Origin of the sequence: Paraburkholderia sp. BL6665CI2N2 (assembly GCF_004366535.1) — a bacterium.
Lineage (GTDB): Bacteria > Pseudomonadota > Gammaproteobacteria > Burkholderiales > Burkholderiaceae > Paraburkholderia.
Window position 1 is genome coordinate 1,595,534 of the sequence record NZ_SORC01000001.1, and the last position, 19,700, is coordinate 1,615,233.

The following is a 19,700-nucleotide window of genomic DNA, read 5'->3' on the forward strand; positions in this document are numbered from 1 at the left end:
TTTGTGCTCTCCCCCAAGGGCTTTCCCGGGGGCCGTGCTTGACGCGGCGTTGGCGGCCCGGCGCGCGCTCAGCCCGCGCGACGTTTGCGGGTGGCCTCGGCCAGGGTCTCGAGCGCCGGCTCGGTCTGCGCCCAACTCACGCAGGCATCCGTGATCGACACGCCGTGACGCAACGGCACACCCGGCTTCAGATCCTGACGGCCTTCCTCCAGATGACTCTCCAGCATGACGCCGATGATGCGGCGCTCGCGCTGCGACAGTTGCTGCGCCAGATCCTGCACGACCTCCAGCTGACGCAAATGCGACTTGCCCGAGTTCGCATGCGAACAGTCGACCATGACCTGCTCGCGCAATCCCGCTGATTTGAGCGCCACGCAGGTGGCTTCCACCGACGCGCTGTCGTAGTTCGGCCCTTTCTTGCCGCCGCGCAGGATCACGTGCGCGTCGTCGTTGCCGCGCGTTTCGAAGATCGCGGCCATGCCCATTTTTGTCATGCCCATGAACGCGTGGCTTGCGCGCGCGGCGACGATCGCGTCCGCGGCGATCTGCACGCCGCCGTCCGTGCCGTTCTTGAAGCCGATCGGGCAACTCAGACCCGACGCCAGCTGACGATGGCTCTGACTCTCCGTCGTGCGCGCGCCGATGGCGCCCCACGCAATCAGATCGGCGATGTACTGCGGGCTCAGCAGATCGAGAAACTCGGTGGCCGTGGACAAGCCAAGACCGTTGATGTTGAGCAGCAGTTGCCGTGCAAGACGCAGACCTTCGTTGATGCGGAAGCTGCCGTCCAGACGCGGGTCGTTGATATAGCCTTTCCAGCCGACCGTGGTGCGCGGCTTTTCAAAGTAGACGCGCATCACGATCAGCAGATCGTCTTTGTAGGCGTCCGCGGCGACTTTCAGTTTGTGCGCATATTCGATTGCCTGATCGTGGTCGTGAATCGAACACGGTCCGACAATCATCACGAGCCGGTCGTCGCGGCCATGCAGAATGTCGGCGATTTCCGCGCGGGTTTTCTCGACCAGTGTTTGCACCGAGGGCGGCACCGGCAATTCGTCCTGCAACAGGGCAGGCGAAATCAGTGGACGTACTGCGCCGATCCGAACGTCGTCGATGCGCGTGGTGTCCTGGGTGGCGTCGGCCGAGCCGACTTCCTGATCGTGCAAAGGATTGTCGATGGCGCTCAAAATATTCTCCCGGACCTTAATGATGAAGCGGCCTTGCCGCCTGACTGCGTGTGTGTGGATGCGTCGATCGTGCTTGTCTTCGCTGCCGGGATTATGACACTCGCGCGATGCGGCCGGGAGCCGCGTGTCAGAGCCGTTTGATCAGCGCCATGGCGGCCGCCGGATTGCGTTCCTTGAAGCCGCTGATCACGTAGAGGTAGACGTCGCGTGCGACCGTTTTCGCCGGCGCATCCGCGGCGGTTTCCAGGTCGTCCGGGGTGATGCCTGCCGCCAATTGCCGCGCGCGTTCGGCCCATGCGTCGAGCGCTTTGGTCGAGTAGCCTTTGGCCTGTTTGTCCGTGGTGCCCATGATGCGGGCATACACGAAGGGCGCCGTGAGGTCGGCGATCTGCGGGTAGTCGCTGTCGCCGGCGAGCACTACGGCAACTTTGTATTTGCGGGCGAGCGCGATGAAGTCCGGCGTCTTGAAGGTGTCGTTGCGAACTTCGATCGCATGCCGTAGCTTCTGGCCTTCTATGCTGGCCGGAAGCAACTTCAGAAAGGCTTCGAAGTCTTCCTTGTCGAATTTCTTGGTGGGAGCGAACTGCCAGTTGACCGCGCCGAGCTTCTGTTTGAGCAGCAGCACGCCACTGTCGAAGAAACGTTCAATGGTTTCGCCCGCTTCGGCGAGCACTTTTCTGTTGGTCGCGTAACGCGGCGCCTTGAGCGAAAAGACGAAATCGTCCGGGGTCTCCTGATACCACTTTTCGTAGCTCGCCGGTTTTTGCAAGCCGTAAAACGTGCCGTTGATTTCAATCGACGTGAGGTTCTGGCTCGCGTATTCGAGTTCGCGGCTCTGCGTGAGGTCGGACGGGTAGAAGGTGCCGCGCCATGGCGCGTAGGTCCAGCCGCCTATGCCAACGCGGATGTTCGATGTTTTTGAGGTCTTCGAGGTCTTTGTTGTTTTTGCAGCGGGTTCTTTCGGCACTTGGCTTCTCCATCTGACTTCGCGCGGGGAAGCAGTAGATTAGCCGTTTTTTTGCCAAGGAACAGAGCCACGCGGCGACTAAATCGCGGCCGCTATTCGCTGTCCCGTGAGGACGTATCCGTTGCCCCCCGCGCCGCTTCTTCAAACCGCCGGTTCGCCTCCGCCACTTCCACCCTGAACTGCTGCAACGCGCTCACCGCAAGATCCGGCGGCGTCAGCGCGGCCCACAGTACGTCGATCAACTGATCCGCCGTCGCATCGATATCGATGTGCCGGTTGGCGAGCGTGGCATCCCACAGCACATGCTCCATCGGCCCAAACACCATCGAGCGCAACAGGCGCAACGGCATGTCGCCACGAATCTGCCCGCTTTCCTGGCCCTGCGCCAGCACGCGCATCAACGGCGCGGTATAGCGGCGCTGCAACTCCGTGAGCGCCTCGCTCAACTCATGATGCCGCGCCCGTCCTTCGGACAACACCAGCGCGCACAGATCCGTGCCGTTCACCAGCATCAACCGCAAATGCGTGCGCACGATGAATGCAAACTGCTGACGCACATTGCCGTCGCGCGGCAAGCCGGACTCGATGGCTTCGATGATCTCGTCGTACCAGTCGCCGATCACCCGCGCGCACAACTCGCGCTTGCCGCGGAAATAGCTGAACACGGTCGCCTCGGAAATGCCGAGGCGCTGCGCGATTTCGGCGGTGGTCGCGCGTTCGTAGCCCTTTTCGGAGAACACGTCGCGCCCCGCCTGAAGAATCTCCTTCACGCGTTGCTGCGACTTGCGCCCGGCCGGCTGGCGGCGCGAGGCGGGCAACTCGGCCTTCGTGGCAACCGTCATATGAGTCCAGTTCAGATTTGTGAGGCCCATCGCGCCCGAAAAGGTGCGAAACAAGCCGGATAAGTGCGATGCTAGCACGCCATAGTGATGTTGTAGGCGGTCGCTTCAGTTTCTGAGTAATACTCAAAAATACCTATTGACGCTTACGTAAATCTAGCGTGAAATGCGCCTTGAACGTTTCGCGCCTCGTGCGTGACGACAGGGGCGGCCCACAAGGCCGCCGCCGTCCGCCGAGCCGCAACCGGACCAGCCGGCGCCCACCCAAGGCCGGCCGCCAACGAACTCTGGAGACACTGCAATGAGCAACCTGCCCGGTTTGCAATTCCCGCTCGGCGAAGAAATCGAAATGCTGCGCGACAGCATTGCGGGCTTCGCCGCCAAAGAAATCGCCCCGCGTGCCGCAGAGATCGATCGTACGGATCAGTTTCCCATGGACCTGTGGCGCAAGTTCGGCGATCTGGGCGTGCTCGGCATGACGGTCTCGGAAGAATACGGCGGCGCGAATATGGGCTACACGGCGCATATGATCGCCATGGAAGAGATCTCGCGCGCGTCGGCCTCGGTCGGTCTCTCGTACGGCGCGCATTCGAATCTGTGCGTCAACCAGATTCATCGTAACGGCACGGAAGCGCAAAAACAGAAGTATCTGCCCAAGCTGGTGTCGGGCGAACACGTCGGCGCGCTCGCCATGAGCGAGCCGAACGCAGGCTCGGATGTGGTCAGCATGAAGCTGCGCGCGGAGAAGAAGGGCGACCACTACGTGCTCAACGGCACCAAGATGTGGATCACCAACGGGCCGGATTGCGACACGCTGGTCGTCTACGCTAAAACCGATCCCGAAGCGAATTCGCGCGGCATTACCGCGTTTATCGTCGAGAAGGGCATGAAGGGTTTCTCCGTTGCGCAGAAGCTCGACAAGCTCGGCATGCGCGGCTCGCATACCGGCGAACTCGTGTTCCAGGACGTGGAAGTGCCGGAAGAAAATATTCTCGGTCAGTTGAACGGCGGCGCGAAAGTGCTGATGAGCGGTCTCGACTACGAACGCGCCGTGCTCGCGGGCGGCCCGACCGGCATCATGGTGGCGGTCATGGACGCCGTTGTGCCGTATATCCACGACCGCAAGCAGTTCGGTCAGTCGATCGGCGAATTCCAGCTCATTCAGGGCAAGGTGGCCGACCTCTACACCACGTTGCAGGCGTGCCGCGCGTACCTCTACGCGGTGGGCCGTCAACTGGACACGCTCGGCAAGGAACATGTGCGCCAGGTGCGCAAAGACTGCGCGGGCGTGATTCTCTACACGGCGGAAAAAGCCACGTGGATGGCGGGCGAGGCGATCCAGATTCTCGGCGGCAATGGCTATATCAACGAATACCCGGTCGGCCGTTTGTGGCGCGATGCGAAGCTCTATGAAATCGGCGCCGGTACGAGCGAAATCCGCCGCATGCTGATCGGGCGCGAGTTGTTCGCCGAAACGGCATGAGCGCCACGGCCCGAAGCGAATAAGAAGCGGCGAACAGGAGAGCCACGCAATGCCGATCATCGAATCAAAGCTGAATCCGCGCTCGGACGACTTCCGCGCCAACGCGGCGGCGCTCGAAGCGCTGGTCGCCGACCTTCGCGCGAAAGTCGAGAAGCTCGCACTGGGCGGCGGTCAGGCGGCGCGCGACAAACACACCGGACGCGGCAAACTGCTGCCGCGCGAGCGGATCGAGAAATTGCTGGATCCGGGCACGCCGTTTCTGGAGTTCTCGCAACTCGCGGCCTACGGCATGTACAACGACGACGCGCCAGGTGCGGGCGTCATCACCGGCATTGGCCGGATCGCCGGGCAGGAGTGCGTGATCGTCTGCAACGATGCAACGGTCAAGGGCGGCACTTACTATCCCGTCACCGTGAAAAAGCACGTGCGGGCGCAGGAAATCGCCGCTGAAAATCACTTGCCGTGCGTGTATCTGGTCGACTCGGGCGGCGCGAATCTGCCGAATCAGGACGACGTGTTTCCGGATCGCGATCACTTCGGCCGCATCTTTTTTAACCAGGCGAACCTCTCGGCGGCAGGCATTCCGCAAATCGCCGTCGTGATGGGTTCGTGCACGGCAGGCGGCGCGTATGTGCCCGCCATGAGCGACGAGTCGATCATCGTCAAGAATCAGGGGACGATTTTTCTCGGCGGCCCGCCGTTGGTGAAAGCCGCGACCGGCGAAGTGGTGAGCGCGGAAGACCTCGGCGGCGGCGACGTGCATACGCGTCTGTCCGGCGTGGTCGATCACCTTGCGCAAAACGATGCGCATGCGCTGGGGATTGCGCGCAGCATCGTCGGCAATCTGAATCGCACGAAGCAGGTGCCGGTCGCGTTGCAGGAGCCGAAGCCGCCGCGCTACGACGTGAAGAGCATGTACGGCGTGATTCCCGTGGATACCCGCAAGCCGTTCGATATCCGTGAGGTGATCGCGCGGATCGTCGACGACTCGGCCTTCGACGAATTCAAGGCGCGCTACGGCACCACGCTCGTCACCGGTTTCGCGCATATCTGGGGCCATCCGGTCGGCATCATCGCGAACAACGGCATCCTGTTTTCGGAGTCCGCACTCAAGGGCGCGCACTTCATCGAGCTGTGCTGCCAGCGCAAGATTCCGCTCGTGTTCCTGCAGAACATCACCGGCTTCATGGTGGGCCGCAAGTACGAAAACGAAGGCATCGCGCGCAACGGCGCGAAGATGGTGACGGCGGTGGCCACAGCCAAGGTGCCGAAGTTCACGGTGATCATCGGCGGCTCGTTCGGCGCGGGCAATTACGGCATGTGCGGCCGCGCGTATTCGCCGCGCTTCCTGTGGATGTGGCCGAATGCGCGCATCTCGGTGATGGGCGGAGAGCAGGCGGCGTCGGTGCTGGCCACGGTCAAGCGCGACGGCATCGAAGGCAAGGGCGGTGCGTGGAGCGCCGAGGAAGAAGAGGCGTTCAAGCAGCCGATCCGCGAGCAGTACGAACATCAGGGCCACCCGTACTACGCGAGCGCGCGTCTGTGGGACGACGGCGTGATCGACCCGGCGCAAACGCGCGACGTGCTCGGTCTCGGCTTGTCGGCCACGATGAATGCGCCGATCGAAGACACGCGGTTCGGCGTGTTCAGAATGTGACGATGCGCCAGGCAACGCAACCACGCGCGGGAGCAGCGACGATGCAATACGAAACACTGAATGTCGAATTCGCCGGACCGATCGCGACGGTCACGCTGAATCGTCCGGACGTGCGCAACGCGTTCAACGAAACGATGATCGCCGAAGTGACCTCGGCCTTCACGGCGCTCAACGACCGCGACGACATTCGCGCGGTGGTGCTCGCCGCGAACGGCAAGGCGTTCTGCGCGGGCGCGGATCTGAACTGGATGAAGAAGATGTCCGGCTACTCGGACGACGAGAACCGCGCGGACGCCATGCTGCTGGCGAACATGCTGTCGTCGATCTATCGGTGCCGCAAGCCGGTGATCGCGCGCGTGAACGGCGACGCGTACGCGGGCGGCATGGGTTTGATCTCGGCGTGCGACATCGTGGTGGCGGTCGACAGCGCGCGCTTCTGCCTCTCGGAAGCGCGCCTCGGACTGATTCCGGCCACCATCGCGCCGTACGTGATTCGCGCGCTGGGCGAGCAGGCATCGCGCCGCTATTTCACGACCGCCGAGCAGTTCGATTGCGCGACGGCATTGCGTCTCGGGCTCGTCAGCGAAGCCGTCGGCATGGAACAACTCGACGCCACCGTGCGGCAGATTGCTGAAACATTGTGCGCGAATGGTCCGCAAGCGGTGCGCGCTTGCAAGCAACTGGTGCAGGACATTGCGGGTCGCGAGTTGAACGACGCAATGATCGAGGACACGGCGGCGCGCATCGCACGTACGCGCGCCGGCGCGGAAGGCCGAGAAGGCGTCGCGTCGTTCCTCGAAAAACGCACGCCGGCCTGGCGCAACTGAAGCACACATTCCAGGGCGCCCGGCGCGCCTTGATCAAAACAACAGCCCCGAAAAAAACGGCTCACTTCATCGAGACACTTCATGTTCAACAAGATCCTGATTGCCAACCGGGGCGAGATTGCGTGCCGCGTCGCCGCGACCTGCAAGCGGCTCGGCATCGCGAGCGTGGCCGTCTATTCTGATGCGGACGCCAACGCGAAACACGTCGCCGCGTGCGATGAGGCCGTGCATATCGGCGGCTCGACGGCGGCGGAAAGCTATCTGCGCGTCGAACGGATTATCGAAGCCGCGCGCGCCACCGGCGCGCAGGCGGTGCATCCGGGCTACGGCTTCCTGTCGGAAAACGAGGACTTCGCGCATGCGTGCGAAGCGGCCGGCATCGTCTTCATCGGGCCGCCGGTCGAGGCCATCGCCGCGATGGGTTCCAAGGCTGCCGCGAAGGCGCTGATGCATGCAGCCGCCGTGCCGCTCGTGCCGGGTTATCACGGCGACGATCAGGACCCGCAACTGTTGCATCGTGAGGCGGATGCGATCGGCTATCCGGTGCTGCTCAAAGCCAGCGCCGGCGGCGGCGGCAAGGGCATGCGCGTGGTCGAGCGCAGCGAGGACTTCGCGGCGGCGCTGGCGTCGTGCAAGCGGGAAGCGGCGAGCAGCTTCGGCAATGATCGCGTGCTGATCGAAAAGTATCTGACGCGTCCGCGTCACGTGGAAGTACAGGTGTTCGCGGATCGTCACGGCGGCGCGGTCTATCTGTTCGATCGCGATTGCTCCGTGCAGCGGCGTCATCAGAAAGTGCTGGAAGAAGCGCCGGCGCCCGGATTGTCCGCTGAAATCAAGCGCGAAATGGGCGAGGCGGCGGTGGCGGCCGCGCGTGCGGTGAATTACGTCGGCGCGGGCACGGTCGAGTTCATCATGACCGGCACGGGCGACTTCTACTTCATGGAAATGAACACGCGCCTGCAGGTCGAACACCCGGTCACGGAGATGGTGACCGGCCAGGATCTGGTGGAATGGCAACTGCGCGTGGCCGCCGACGAACCACTGCCGCTCACGCAGGCACAGTTGAAGATCGACGGCCACGCGATCGAAGCGCGTATCTATGCCGAACATCCGGCGCGCGGCTTCCTGCCGTCGACGGGCACGCTCAAGCATCTGCGCATGCCGGAGGGCGTGGAGTTCAGCATCGACGCGGCCGGTCTCGGCGAATCGGGGCGCAAGGCGCCGGTGCGGATCGACAGCGGCGTGCGTGAAGGCGACACCATCACGCCGTTCTACGACCCGATGATCGCCAAGCTGATCGTGCACGGCGCGACACGTGAAGAGGCGCTTGCGCGTCTGAGCCGCGCGTTGCATGCGTGCGAGGTGGTCGGCCCGCATACCAACGTCGAGTTCCTGCAAAGTATCGTGACGAGCGAGCCGTTTGCAACGGGCGATCTCGACACCGGTTTGATCGAACGTCATCACGACGCCTTGTTCGCGCCGCGCAAGAAGCCGTTCAAGGAAGCGCTCGCGCTGGCTTGCGCGGCGTTGCTCAAGCGCGAAGGCGGCACGGCGCATGGCGCGTCGCCGTGGGATGCGCTGTCGCACTGGCGCCTGAACGGCGGCTATACGCAGACGCTCGGCTGGCGCGATCTGGAGAGTGGCAACGCGGGTAACGACAACGAAAGCACCTTCACCGTCACGTTCGCGCGCGACGGCGGCACGCAAACGCTCGAACACGACGGCGTGCGTGAGGACTTCAGCTGGTCGGACGGCAGCGGTCCGCACGAATTCCGCGCGACGATCGGCGATGCGCGCGCAACGGGCCGCGTGTTCGTCGACGGCGATACGTTCCATGTGTTCTGTCTCGGCGAAGCGTTGTCGTTCGAGTGGCAGAACCTGCTCGCGCACGCCGCGGACGCCGAAGGCGGCGAAGGCCGCCTGACCGCGCCGATGCCGGGCAAGGTGATCGCGGTGCTGGTCGAGCCGGGCACCGTGGTGGAGAAGGGCACGCCGCTGATCGTGATGGAAGCGATGAAGATGGAGCACACCATCGGTGCGCCGGCGGCCGGTACGGTGTCGGAAGTGCTGTATTCGGTCGGCGATCAGGTTGCCGATGGCGCGCAGCTTCTGGTGCTGGACGTGCAGCAGAAGTAAATCCGCGGGGTTCAGGGCTCGGGGCTCAGGACTCAGCCTCAAGCGAGGCGCGTATAGCCGACGGCGCGCGCCTCGTTTTCGAGTTGCTCGATGCGCTCGTAGTCCGAGGGCGGCAGCACGGAAAAGCCCTGCAAACGCAGGCGTTTCGCGCGTTCTGGCTGGATCACAAGGGCTTCATTCAGCGCTTCGCGCAGTGCCTCGATCGTTGCCGGGGGCACCGTATCGGAAGCGATCAAAGGCAGGCCCGGCGACGGCGCCGTCGTGCCGATCCGGCGAACCTGGCGGGCCAGTTCCGGCATTTCGTCGCACACGAAAGCGAAGGTCACGCAATCGATCGCGGCGACGTCCGCGCGATTTTCCGCCACCGCGCGCAATGAGCCGAGATGCGAGCCGGTTCGCAACACCGAGCTGAAGAACATGCCGGCGCGCGAGAACGGCGCCACGGCGTGGCGAAACACATTCATGCCGCTGTTCGAATCGTCCTGGTTGTAGGCGGCGCGCGCGCCGTGGCAGGCCGCGAGCGTATCGAAGTGGGCGTCCGCGCGCGTGACCAGCACGCTCGAATAATGCGCGCCTTCGCAGCCGGGTGCGTCGAAGCGCGGCGTCGCGACCAGTTGAACCTGCTCCTGCAGACCATGCATGAACGGATAACCGCAAGTCTGCGAGATCAGCAGATTGGGGCGCCGCCAGAAGCCATGCAATTCCTCATCCGGTTCGACGATGCGGCACGCGGGCTTCACCATGCGCAGCACGTCGGCGAGCCACTCGCGCCACGCGAGGTCGAGCGCGGGCGTGACGTTATACATTGGCAGGGCGGCGATCCAGGTCATGATGCGAATTCTGGCATACCCGTTGTTTCAATGTCTGACCATTCGGAATTCGTCGAGGCCGAGACGCACCGGCTCTGTCGGTCTGAATGCCCATTTCTGCGCCGCGACCGAGAGAATCTCGAACTGCGCATCCTCGAATGCGACGAGCAGATCTTCCTTGCGTTTGCTCGCCGCGCCGCAGAAAGTCACGAGTGCGTCGGCGCTGACCTCGAAAATCTGCGCGCGATCGTCGCAGCACACCCGGAACGCGACTGTCGCGCATTCCGTCACACAGGGCCTGAACCCTTCATCGACATAGACCGACATAGCCATCTCCCGCCAAACACACGCCTGAGCCATCAGGATGACAAGTCGTAATCTGTCGGTATGTGGGAAAACCGGCATTTGCGGCGAAATGGCCACGACTTCTTGGGTTGCGCCGGGCAGAAACTGAATACTTCTGCGCAAGCGTTTGTATTCGACGGCCTCGGGGCGATGAAGGCGAAGGTCCTGCAGCTCGTCGTACCGCGTCGATCACCGCGGATTTTCACGCGTCGGACGTCGCCAATGCGGCCGCGACGCGCTCGCGCAAGGTCGGCAAAACGCTCGCATCGAACCACGGATTGCGTTTGAACCAGGCGATGTTGCGCGGCGACGGATGCGGCAGCGGCACGACCTGTGGGCCGAATTCGCGCCACCGGACGAGCGTGTCCGTCAATGTCGGCCCGAATGCCTTGCCCAATGCGAATCGCTGCGCGTATTGTCCGACCAGCAGCGTGAGCCGGACCGACGACATGTGCGCAAGCAACTCCTTGTGCCAGCGGGCGGCGCACTCGGGCCGTGGGGGCAGATCTCCGCTCGGGCCGCGGCCCGGGAAACAGAAGCCGATCGGCACGACGGCGAATTTCGACGTGTCGTAGAACGTGTCGTCGTCGACGTCGAGCCATGCGCGCAGCCGCGCACCGCTCGCGTCGCTCCATGGAACGCCGGACGCATGCACTCGCGCGCCCGGCGCCTGGCCGATGATCAGAATGCGCGCCGTTCCGGACGCGGCCAGCACCGGCCGTGGCGCGTGCGGCAGCACCGGCGAGCAAAGTGTGCAGGCGCGAATCTCGCGAAGAAGGATATCGAGCGACGTGGCTTGTGTGGTGACGGTCATGCAATCGTGCAATACGGCGGACGGGCGGTCGCTTCGCGTGCCGGTTCAGGCCGTGGTTTGAGCCGGATAGATCAGCGTGCCGTCGGGTTGTGGTTGCGCGCCGGGCGTCATCGTTGCAACGGTTGTGTGACGCGCGTCCATGATGTGCAGCACGGTTTCGCCGTGCAGCAGCAGGTAATCCGTGATGATACGCCTGTGACAGCGCCACCAGACCGCCTCCGCGCACATGATCGCGCAGCGGCGTCGGTGGCCGAGCGCGAGAAGCTGCGTGAGGCCGGCGCGGAAAGCGTCGCTCATCGCATAGTCCGCGTAATTGCGAAACGCCGGATGGGTCCAGTACAGATTCGGCGACGGTGCATCGTCTTTGCGCCGGCTGCGGCGCCCACCCAGTTCGGCAAGATGCGCGTAGTCGACGTGTTCCGGCGCGAGCGCGTCCGGCAGCGTGTCCCGATTGAACTGCGGATTGGTGCGTGAGCGCGGAATACTGCGCACATCGATCAGCGTCGCGACTTCCGCTTCTTTCAGCAGACTCGTGAATTCGGGCAACGGACGGTTGGAGTGACCAATCGTGAAAAAGGGGCGGCTCATCGTGCCTTCCTGAAACGCTTGCGTCCATTCCATGTTGTGTACAGCGTGGGTTGCGAAAGGTCAACGTGCCGACGCTAACGATCGCCCTGTCGCTCCACGGAGTGATCCGCGACTTGGAACTATACTGGGGCACCTGGAGGTTTCGATGGCTGAACAAGACAGACTGCATCCACTACGTCCGCTCCTGAAAAACTGGATTTGGGAGCATGGTCGAGTCGGCACTCGCTATCTGGATTGCGCCGATGGCGCGATCAAATTCGACGAAGGCAAGAAATCGCATTTCGCCGCCGAGAAATATACCTACGTGCCCCTTGGCAAGGACGCTCAAGACAATGCATCCGAGGAGGGGCCCGCGATCCAGGAAGCAGGACTTGCGCGCTTTTTACGGGCCGCGCAGCTGGGCAAGCCAGAGGAAGCCGGTTCCCTGGCGGAGGTTCAGCGCGCGGTGCAGGACTGCGTTGCACTCGGCCTGTTTAGCGCGTATCAACGGGAGGCTCGTGAGGCATTTGCCCGCTACGCGCAGGAACCCATGTTCGACGATGAAATCCGCGCGGCTGTGGTCGACGACATCCGCCGTATTTACGCCGGCATGCCGGAACAACTGGCGCTTTACGATTTCAGTGTGCTTTACGGCTTGCCCACACCGCTGCTGATCAGCGAGACGCCTTTTATCGACTGGCGCGTGAGCGCGAGTCCGGCGCTTCCGTTTGTATCGCTTCCGCTCGGACCTTATTGCCTGCTGGTCGGCGCGCCGTCGGGCAGGCAAAGCCGGGTCGCCCCGGTGGTCTGGAAGGCCGCTGCCGCGCTGGGTCCTTTGAAAGACCACAACCGCCGGATCGCGGAGCGAGCACGTCTGTGGCTGGTGGCGACGACGGATGACCAGCTCGTTGCCGCACAGAGCCGGATTGTTGCGGCGATGGGGGCGAGGCCGGAGGATGGGAAGCGCTGATATCGTTCGAATGGGCGCTCCGCGTCCAGTCGCCAAACCTACTCCGTCGGCTTCGACCCAAGTAACAGTATATCGACCAGCCTCTTCGCACTTTGCTGCCAGTCCGGCGCCGACGCGACATTCGAAACGCCGACGAGCGCACGAAGCAGATCCAGTGGCTCGATATCCGCGCGGATGTCGCCACTCGCCACGGCGTTCGTGACGAGCAAGTGAATCGCGTCCATGATCTGCGCACCGGACGATTCGAATAGCTTGGTCGGCCCTCCGACGATCGAATTCAATGCCGGCGCAATGATCTTCTTCGTTGCGATGTAATCCACGAAGAGCAGCATCCACGATCGCAACGCATCGGGAGGGGGCAGCGAGTCGGACAGTCTGCGCTGCTCCTCGGCAAGCTTCGCCACCTCGGCACGGTAGACACTCTCCAGCAGCGCATCGCGCGTGGGGAAGTGCCGGTACAGCGTGCCTGCGCCGACCCCTGCCTGGCGCGCGACATCCTCGAGGCTGATTTCGCCGCCGGCGCGCGTGAACGCCGTTTTTGCCTCTTCAAGGATGCGCTCGCGGTTACGCAGCGCGTCCGCTCTGGGTTTTCGTTCTTTGGGCGTCGAGTCGGTCATTTACAGTTGGGCTCTTGCAAGCGGAGGGTGTCTCCGTTTAATATCAAAAAAACGGAGGTAAGCTCCGTTTTTATCCCGGGCGGGGAATGACGTCAATCTTCATTGTGCTGGAGCGGCGGAAATGACTGAGAAATTTGGGGCAACTTCGACGACTGACGACGTGCTCGCAGGCGTCGATCTTCATGGCAAGCGAATTCTGGTGACCGGCGTGTCGGCGGGATTGGGCGTAGAGACGGCGCGGGCACTGGCGGCGCGCGGGGCCAACGTGATCGGCGCGGCCAGAGATCTGGGAAAAGCCACGCAGGCGATTGCCGATGCGCGGCGGGAGGCCGACGCGGCGGGCGGCAGCATCGAGCTGATCGCGCTCGATCTGGCGAGCCTCGCGAGCGTCAGGGATTGTGCCGACAAGTTGCGGGCGCAAGGCAAACCGATCGACGTCATCATCGCGAACGCGGGCGTGATGGCGACGCCCTTTGGCAAGACCGCGGATGGCTTCGAGACGCAGTTCGGCACGAACCATCTGGGGCATTTCGTGCTGGTGAACCGGCTGGCGCCGCTGATCCCATCGGGTGGCCGAGTCGTGATGCTCGCGTCGTCGGGACACCGTTTCGCTGACGTGAATCTCGACGACCCGGGCTTCGAGCGAACGCCTTACGACCCGTTCGTTGCCTATGGGCGCGCCAAGACGGCGAATATTCTCTTTGCGGTGGCCTTCGATCAGCGGCATCGAGCGCGCGGCGTTCGCGCCGCCGCGGTTCATCCAGGCGGAATCCACACGGAACTCGCGCGTCACATGGACGAAGGCCAGATGACTGCGTTGCTCGAAGGTATCAACAAGCAGCTCGAGTCGGACGGAAAGGCGCCGTTTCAGTTCAAGACCGTGCCGCAAGGGGCCGCGACTTCCGTGTGGGCGGCGGTGGTGGCGGCAGCTGACGACGTAGGCGGCAGATACTGCGAGAACTGCCATGTCAGCCAAACCGTTGCCGACGATGTTGTCATCACACCCGCCAGCGAAGGCGTTCGACACTATGCGCTTGACGCCGCGAACGCTGACGCGCTCTGGCGCAAGAGTGAAGAAATGGTGGGCGAGTCATTCTGACGCGACGCTGCGGATGCTACCGAGGTGGTCGTCCGCTGCGCTGTATCGATCCTGCTACGCACCTTCCCATCGCTAGCGGGCGTTACCCAACGCGAAACGGCGGCGCTCCAATCGCGGTGTAGTATCCCACCATGTCCACGCTATTGCGCGGCCTCGACGGCACTGATGCGGCGCATCTTGACGAGCCAGTCAAAAGGCCCGCAAAGCGGTCCGACGGCACCTATGCCGGCGTTGGCCGTAACAGTGGCATTGGTGGGATAAACATCATGTCAATCGAGTGGAAGCGCCGCTTCAAGCTGTTTGTCCAGCGTTTCTGGCAGCCCACCAGCGCATGCATGACCTGCATGCCTGGGAGCTGGGGCAACATCATGAGTCTTGCCCATTGGACGATCGCATTCCATACCGGTCTGCTCACCGGACTCCTTGCCGTGCTTTTGACGTTCACGCCCGTTGCCAAACTGTACGGGAATCGATACGGCAATGCGCTGATCGTCGGCTTGCTGACAGCCGTAGGCGACGCCTACGCGCACGCAAGTCACTACCGCATTCCCTATGTCGAGCACATCGTGACGGGTGTTGTTTCAGGTCTCTTGACGCTGGCTGCTTCATATCTGTTTGAAGATCGCGCGCGACGTCTTCGGGTGGCATGGACCAAGGTTTTCGGATGACGCTAACGACATCTCATGGATGTCTGTAGAGAGCGACATTTCGGCTCTGATAATCGGCTTGAGTCATAGTCGCGGTACACCGTACGTTGTACTCAGAATGCTCGACGTGAAAGTGTCCAGCGCGTCGAGCGCTACGAAGTCGGCCTTTACCGCTCGTGCGACACATATCCCGATCAATCCGCCTTTACTCTGCAATGCGCTTGAAACTGACGTAGTAATCGTCGGTGTAATAGCAGTCGCCTGTCTGCTTGCGCGGTCCACCGCATATGATCCGGCGCTGCCCGCGATCCGTCGTCCCAGGCGTGCGAACGGTGTATGTGTGGTAATAGCCGCGTGGATGCTGCGGCAGCAATGCCGCGCTGTTACGGAACACGACGCCGTCCTCCGAAAAGGGGAAAGGGCCGCCCGCTTTGATCAGCCGCAATGTTTCGGCTGCTTCGCCCGGCAACTGTGTTTTGGTGACGGTGCCGAGTGCGCCTGACGCGACGGTTGTACCGCTCGCGCCTTGCGCTGGCTGAGCCGGCGCCGCGCTCGCGGATGCGCCCGACGCCTCGGTGGCGTTTTGCGATCCCCCCTTGCCGCATCCGCCGAGGATCGCGCTCAAGGCGACGATGCAGGAGAAAGCCCACGCTCTTTTCACGAAACGGGTCTCCTCTCGTTGACCGCAATTCGACGACCGGAATAGACGTAAAGGTATCGCTAATGGCGGAGCAAATCAACGCGGATCATGATCCTCAACGAGGCCGGCGATCCGCGCCCGCTGTCGATCGCGCAATCCGGCGTGGCGATCCTCCTTCGCCTTGCGTGAAAACACGAACCCGTCTGGTCGGACATTTTGTGGTTTTCCCTTATTTTAAAAAATGCGTTTCCCGCTTCCCGCCGCCCTCTGCAAGTCGCTTATAGCGAATAAAGTCCGGGATTTTTTGTGTGCACTACCGCGCATACTTGGTTCGGCCTTATGCGTACTGTTGCGTCAGGGAAAGGACCAATACCGTTAATCGCACATTTCCCTCGTTCGAATCCGCTTGCCTGAGCGGTCAAATAAAACCACGTGACGAGACGTGCCCATGAAACTCAAATATCAAGCGTCAGAGGGATTATCCGAACGTAACGACGAATTCGATCCTGGATCGATCATCGATACGTTGATTAATCACCGAAAAATGATCGCCGCTATAACAATGGCATTCATTCTGGTGGGCGCGCTGTACGCGTTTTGTGCTACGCCTATCTATCGAGCCAGTATTTCGATCAGGGTGGAGGACAATTCGCCAACCGCACTGCCGGATTCGAAGGATCTGGTGCGCAATGCGTCGTCGCTGTTCCAGGAGAAGTCTTCGGCCGAAAGCGAAATGCAGATCCTGAGGTCGAAAGCCATCGCCATGCAGACGGTGGATTACCTCAAGCTCTACATCGAAGCCGAGCCGAAGCGCCTGCCGGTGCTCGGCGGCCTGATCGCGCGCCACACCGACTCGCGCATGACGCCCGGCATCTTCGGCTGGGGTGGCTTCGTCTGGGGTGACGAATCGATCAGCGTGTCGACCTTCGAAGTGCCGAGGAAGCAGGAAGGCAACGCGTACACCGTCACCGCACTGACCGGCGGCCAGTACCAGTTGCGCGGGCCGGGACTGGAACAGCCGGTCACCGGACGCGTGGGCGTCGACGAGCAATTCGAAACCAGCCACGGGCCGGTCAATCTGCTCGTGAGCAAGATCGACGGCGAGAGCGGGGCGGAGTTCAAGCTCACGCGCCACTCGCGTCAGCAGGCTCTCGAACAGCTGCAAAAGGGCCTTCAGGTCGACGAACAAGGCAACAAGTCGAATGTGCTGGGCGTCATGCTCGAAGGCCGTGATCCGGTTCTCGTGACCAACATCCTCAACGATATCGGCGCGGTGTATGTGCGCCAGAACGTGAACGAGAAGGGTGCCAACGCCGAGAAATCGCTGAACTACCTCGAGCAGCAGCTGCCGGGCGCGAAGCGCCAGATGGAGCAGGCGGAAGAAGCCTACAACACCTATCGCAACAGTCACGGCCTGCTGGATGCGGACGAGGAAAGCCGGCTCATCCTGCGCCAGGCTACGGAAGCGGACTCGCGCCTCTATGACCTGAAGCGTCAGCGTCAGGACCTCATGGCTCACCTGACCGCCGAGCACCCGAGCGTGGTGGCGATCGATCAGCAGATCGCCAGCACCAACAAGTACGTCGAGAGTCTCGCGGCACGCGTCAAGTCCATGCCGTCGGCGGAGCAAGGTGCGATACGTCTGATGCGCGACATGCGCATGAGCTCCGACATGTACTCGGCGCTGCGCAGCAACATCGACACGCTGCGGCTGGTCAAGGCCGGTCAGTCCGCTTCGGTGCAGTTGCTGGATACCGCGGACGTCCCCGAGCGCCCGGTCAAGCCGGCAAAAACGCTCGTGCTGCTGATTTCGGCAGTGCTGGGGCTGTTCGTCGCTATCGGGCTGGCCTTCCTGCGTGACTATCTGTTCAAGGGCGAGGCCGATCCGGAAGAGCTGGAATCGCGCACCGGCCTGACTGTGTACGCGACGATTCCGGTCAGTGCCCAGCAGGAGCAACTGACGCAGAAAATGGCGATCCGCGGCCCCGAGAAACTGGCTCTCGCTTTCCGCTACCCGATGGACCCGGCTGTCGAAGCACTGCGCACGATGCGGGCAGCACTGCAATTCGCCTTGAACGGCGAGCGCAACAACGTGGTGATGCTCGCGGGGCCGCTGCCGGGTATCGGCAAGTCGTTCCTGTCTGCCAATCTCGGCACCTTGCTCGCCTCGGGCGGCAAGCGTGTGCTGCTGGTGGACGGCGACTTGCGTCGCGGCCATCTGAACCAGTACTTCGGCTTGCAACGCGGCGCGGGCCTGGCCGATCTGATCACGGGCGAACGTTCGCTCGAAGAGACGGTGCACAAGGACGTTCTGCCGAATCTCGACGTCCTGCAGTGCGGCGAGTATCCGCACGACCCGGCCGAACTGCTGTTGAGCGCCAATTTCAGGGCAACCATTCGCGCCGCTTCGGAACAGTACGACATTGTGCTGCTCGACGCGCCCGCCATTCTCGCCGTGTCCGACACGGTGACCATGGCGCCGGTCGCCGATTCGATCTTCATGGTCGCGCGTTTCGCCGATACGCGCGCTGGAGAGATCTCGGAATCGGTCAAGCGTCTGGCGCAAACGGGTTCGAAAGTCGAAGGCATTCTGCTGAACGGATTCAAGGTGAGCCGCGGCAATTACTCTCAGTCGCGCCGGTACGGCGGCTACGCATACGACGCTTACTACTCCGATTCGGCCACGACGAAATAACGCGCGTGGCTCCGGGCACAGATTCAGTGCTGCTGAATCGCGCCCGGGGTTCGGACAAAGACGCGAATCCATAATAAAGGGGAGCAAGAATCATGCATTCGTTAAACGAGCTGAAACTCGCCGTGATCGGTCTGGGCTATGTCGGCTTGCCGCTTGCGGTGGAGTTCAGCAAGCATCGCCCGGTAGTGGGTTTCGACATCAACGGCGCCCGCATTTCGGCGCTGCGTGAAGGACGGGACGTCACACTCGAAGTCTGCAATGAAGAACTGGCCGCTGCCACCGGCATGACGTTCACGTCGGATGCGCAGGAACTGAATGCCTGCAACGTGTACATCGCAACCGTTCCGACGCCGATCGACGATTACAAGCGGCCCGATCTCAGGCCCTTGATCGGCGCCAGCGAAACCATCGGCGGCGTGCTGAAAAAGAACGACGTGGTCATCTACGAATCGACCGTCTATCCGGGTGCGACGGAAGAGGAGTGCGTGCCGGTTCTCGAGCGGGTCTCGGGGCTGAAATTCAACGTGGATTTCTTTGTCGGCTACAGTCCGGAGCGCATCAATCCGGGCGACAAGGCACACCGCGTGACGGATATCCGCAAGGTCACTTCGGGATCGACGCCGGAAACCGCCGAACTCGTCGATCAGCTGTATCGCGAGATCATCGTCGCGGGCACGCACAAGGCGAGCAGCATTCGCGTGGCCGAGGCGGCCAAGGTCATCGAGAACACGCAGCGCGACGTCAACATCGCGCTGATCAACGAACTGTCGATCATCTTCAACAAGATGGGAATCGACACGGAGTCGGTCTTGCTGGCAGCCGGAACCAAATGGAACTTTCTGCCATTCAGGCCGGGTCTGGTGGGCGGCCATTGCATCGGCGTCGATCCGTATTATCTGACGCACAAGGCGCAGGCGATCGGCTATCACCCGGAGATCATCCTCGCCGGCCGGCGTCTGAACGACAGCATGGGCGGGTACGTCGCGTCGCAGCTCGTGAAGGCGTTGACCAAGCGGCAGATCGGCGTCTCCGGGGCTCGCGTGCTGATCATGGGGCTGACCTTCAAGGAAAATTGTCCGGACCTGCGCAACACCAAGGTCGTCGACATTGTTGCCGAGCTGCGCGAGTACGGCGTTGAAGTCGATGTCTACGATCCATGGGTCTCGAAAGAAGACGCCCGTCGCGAACACAACCTCGACCCGATCGAGCATCCCGCCAAAGGTGTCTACGACGCGACGATCCTGGCCGTCGCGCACAGCCGGTTCCTGGAATTGGGCGTGGAAGCCATTCGCGTTTTCGGCAAGCCCGAGCATGTGTTGTACGACCTGAAATACCTGCTGCCTCCCGAGGCCAGCGATCTGCGTCTCTAACCCATGCCAGATGCCGCGCACATCGCACGCA

Annotated in this window: 18 protein-coding genes; 9 read left to right on the top strand and 9 right to left on the bottom strand. The window is 62.5% G+C overall.

What is annotated here, in order from left to right:
* Positions 1–68 precede the first annotated feature (68 nt).
* From B0G81_RS07155 to B0G81_RS07165, 3 genes are all read right to left on the bottom strand, one after another.
* Positions 69–1,187 (bottom strand): 3-deoxy-7-phosphoheptulonate synthase, encoded by a 1,119-nt coding sequence (locus B0G81_RS07155; protein WP_134134022.1) that lies wholly within the window; start codon positions 1,185–1,187, stop codon positions 69–71.
* Between the two features lie 127 nt (positions 1,188–1,314).
* Positions 1,315–2,154 (bottom strand): DUF72 domain-containing protein, encoded by an 840-nt coding sequence (locus B0G81_RS07160; protein ID WP_134134023.1) that lies wholly within the window; start codon positions 2,152–2,154, stop codon positions 1,315–1,317.
* Between the two features lie 92 nt (positions 2,155–2,246).
* The gene (locus tag B0G81_RS07165; RefSeq protein WP_134134024.1) at positions 2,247–2,996 is read right to left on the bottom strand and encodes a TetR/AcrR family transcriptional regulator; all 750 of its coding nucleotides are present in this window, start codon (positions 2,994–2,996) and stop codon (positions 2,247–2,249) included.
* A gap of 298 nt (positions 2,997–3,294) precedes the next feature.
* Here B0G81_RS07165 and B0G81_RS07170 point away from each other — a divergent pair, with 298 nt between their 5' ends.
* The 4 genes from B0G81_RS07170 (at position 3,295) to B0G81_RS07185 (ending at position 9,096) form a co-directional block, all read left to right on the top strand.
* Positions 3,295–4,476: an isovaleryl-CoA dehydrogenase gene (locus tag B0G81_RS07170; RefSeq protein ID WP_012426567.1), complete on the top strand. Its 1,182-nt coding sequence runs from the start codon at positions 3,295–3,297 to the stop codon at positions 4,474–4,476.
* Positions 4,477–4,525: 49 nt separating this feature from the next.
* Positions 4,526–6,133: a carboxyl transferase domain-containing protein gene (locus B0G81_RS07175; RefSeq protein WP_116123613.1), complete on the top strand. Its 1,608-nt coding sequence runs from the start codon at positions 4,526–4,528 to the stop codon at positions 6,131–6,133.
* A gap of 41 nt (positions 6,134–6,174) precedes the next feature.
* A complete protein-coding gene (locus B0G81_RS07180; protein WP_134134025.1) occupies positions 6,175–6,960 on the top strand; it encodes an enoyl-CoA hydratase/isomerase family protein in 786 nt (261 codons plus the stop codon).
* A gap of 81 nt (positions 6,961–7,041) precedes the next feature.
* On the top strand, positions 7,042–9,096 hold the full coding sequence (locus tag B0G81_RS07185) for an acetyl/propionyl/methylcrotonyl-CoA carboxylase subunit alpha (protein ID WP_134134026.1): 2,055 nt from the start codon (positions 7,042–7,044) through the stop codon (positions 9,094–9,096).
* A gap of 38 nt (positions 9,097–9,134) precedes the next feature.
* On the opposite strand, the gene B0G81_RS07190 is transcribed toward B0G81_RS07185, so the two are convergent.
* From B0G81_RS07190 to B0G81_RS07205, 4 genes are all read right to left on the bottom strand, one after another.
* Positions 9,135–9,926: a PhnD/SsuA/transferrin family substrate-binding protein gene (locus B0G81_RS07190; RefSeq protein WP_106277456.1), complete on the bottom strand. Its 792-nt coding sequence runs from the start codon at positions 9,924–9,926 to the stop codon at positions 9,135–9,137.
* Between the two features lie 27 nt (positions 9,927–9,953).
* A complete protein-coding gene (locus B0G81_RS07195; protein WP_012426572.1) occupies positions 9,954–10,232 on the bottom strand; it encodes a DUF1488 family protein in 279 nt (92 codons plus the stop codon).
* A 220-nt stretch (positions 10,233–10,452) separates the two neighbouring features.
* Entirely contained in the window at positions 10,453–11,064 is a 612-nt protein-coding gene (locus tag B0G81_RS07200) for a uracil-DNA glycosylase family protein (RefSeq protein WP_134134027.1), read from the bottom strand.
* Positions 11,065–11,109: 45 nt separating this feature from the next.
* Complete coding sequence (locus tag B0G81_RS07205; RefSeq protein WP_134134028.1) at positions 11,110–11,652, bottom strand: DUF488 domain-containing protein; 543 nt, start codon at positions 11,650–11,652, stop codon at positions 11,110–11,112.
* Positions 11,653–11,797: 145 nt separating this feature from the next.
* Here B0G81_RS07205 and B0G81_RS07210 point away from each other — a divergent pair, with 145 nt between their 5' ends.
* A complete protein-coding gene (locus B0G81_RS07210; RefSeq protein WP_134134029.1) occupies positions 11,798–12,601 on the top strand; it encodes a hypothetical protein in 804 nt (267 codons plus the stop codon).
* Positions 12,602–12,639: 38 nt separating this feature from the next.
* Here B0G81_RS07210 and B0G81_RS07215 read toward each other — a convergent pair whose 3' ends face one another.
* Positions 12,640–13,218 (bottom strand): TetR/AcrR family transcriptional regulator, encoded by a 579-nt coding sequence (locus tag B0G81_RS07215; RefSeq protein WP_106277460.1) that lies wholly within the window; start codon positions 13,216–13,218, stop codon positions 12,640–12,642.
* A 121-nt stretch (positions 13,219–13,339) separates the two neighbouring features.
* On the opposite strand from B0G81_RS07215, the gene B0G81_RS07220 reads away from it, so the two are divergent.
* Together B0G81_RS07220 and B0G81_RS07225 are read left to right on the top strand one after the other, a co-directional pair.
* Entirely contained in the window at positions 13,340–14,317 is a 978-nt protein-coding gene (locus B0G81_RS07220) for an SDR family NAD(P)-dependent oxidoreductase (RefSeq protein WP_134134030.1), read from the top strand.
* 266 nt (positions 14,318–14,583) lie between these two features.
* Positions 14,584–14,985, top strand: coding sequence for a hypothetical protein (locus B0G81_RS07225; protein WP_134143015.1), 402 nt, complete (start codon positions 14,584–14,586; stop codon positions 14,983–14,985).
* Positions 14,986–15,169: 184 nt separating this feature from the next.
* On the opposite strand, the gene B0G81_RS07230 is transcribed toward B0G81_RS07225, so the two are convergent.
* Positions 15,170–15,625: a ribonuclease gene (locus B0G81_RS07230; protein ID WP_116123619.1), complete on the bottom strand. Its 456-nt coding sequence runs from the start codon at positions 15,623–15,625 to the stop codon at positions 15,170–15,172.
* Between the two features lie 427 nt (positions 15,626–16,052).
* Between B0G81_RS07230 and B0G81_RS07235 the strand changes: the two genes are divergently transcribed.
* Positions 16,053–18,299, top strand: coding sequence for a polysaccharide biosynthesis tyrosine autokinase (locus B0G81_RS07235; protein WP_134134031.1), 2,247 nt, complete (start codon positions 16,053–16,055; stop codon positions 18,297–18,299).
* A 92-nt stretch (positions 18,300–18,391) separates the two neighbouring features.
* Complete coding sequence (gene tviB / locus B0G81_RS07240; RefSeq protein WP_134134032.1) at positions 18,392–19,669, top strand: Vi polysaccharide biosynthesis UDP-N-acetylglucosamine C-6 dehydrogenase TviB; 1,278 nt, start codon at positions 18,392–18,394, stop codon at positions 19,667–19,669.
* The last annotated feature ends 31 nt before the right edge of the window (positions 19,670–19,700 follow it).

Excerpts from the sequence above, each read along its gene's own strand:
- B0G81_RS07205 (WP_134134028.1), bottom strand. The coding sequence starts at position 11,652 with ATGAGCCGCCCCTTTTTCACGATTGGTCACTCCAACCGTCCGTTGCCC.
- tviB (WP_134134032.1), top strand. The coding sequence starts at position 18,392 with ATGCATTCGTTAAACGAGCTGAAACTCGCCGTGATCGGTCTGGGCTAT.
- B0G81_RS07185 (WP_134134026.1), top strand. The coding sequence starts at position 7,042 with ATGTTCAACAAGATCCTGATTGCCAACCGGGGCGAGATTGCGTGCCGC.
- B0G81_RS07220 (WP_134134030.1), top strand. The coding sequence starts at position 13,340 with ATGACTGAGAAATTTGGGGCAACTTCGACGACTGACGACGTGCTCGCA.
- B0G81_RS07225 (WP_134143015.1), top strand. The coding sequence starts at position 14,584 with ATGTCAATCGAGTGGAAGCGCCGCTTCAAGCTGTTTGTCCAGCGTTTC.
- B0G81_RS07190 (WP_106277456.1), bottom strand. The coding sequence starts at position 9,926 with ATGACCTGGATCGCCGCCCTGCCAATGTATAACGTCACGCCCGCGCTC.
- B0G81_RS07210 (WP_134134029.1), top strand. The coding sequence starts at position 11,798 with ATGGCTGAACAAGACAGACTGCATCCACTACGTCCGCTCCTGAAAAAC.
- B0G81_RS07200 (WP_134134027.1), bottom strand. The coding sequence starts at position 11,064 with ATGACCGTCACCACACAAGCCACGTCGCTCGATATCCTTCTTCGCGAG.
- B0G81_RS07170 (WP_012426567.1), top strand. The coding sequence starts at position 3,295 with ATGAGCAACCTGCCCGGTTTGCAATTCCCGCTCGGCGAAGAAATCGAA.
- B0G81_RS07195 (WP_012426572.1), bottom strand. The coding sequence starts at position 10,232 with ATGTCGGTCTATGTCGATGAAGGGTTCAGGCCCTGTGTGACGGAATGC.
- B0G81_RS07235 (WP_134134031.1), top strand. The coding sequence starts at position 16,053 with ATGAAACTCAAATATCAAGCGTCAGAGGGATTATCCGAACGTAACGAC.
- B0G81_RS07215 (WP_106277460.1), bottom strand. The coding sequence starts at position 13,218 with ATGACCGACTCGACGCCCAAAGAACGAAAACCCAGAGCGGACGCGCTG.
- B0G81_RS07165 (WP_134134024.1), bottom strand. The coding sequence starts at position 2,996 with ATGACGGTTGCCACGAAGGCCGAGTTGCCCGCCTCGCGCCGCCAGCCG.
- B0G81_RS07175 (WP_116123613.1), top strand. The coding sequence starts at position 4,526 with ATGCCGATCATCGAATCAAAGCTGAATCCGCGCTCGGACGACTTCCGC.
- B0G81_RS07180 (WP_134134025.1), top strand. The coding sequence starts at position 6,175 with ATGCAATACGAAACACTGAATGTCGAATTCGCCGGACCGATCGCGACG.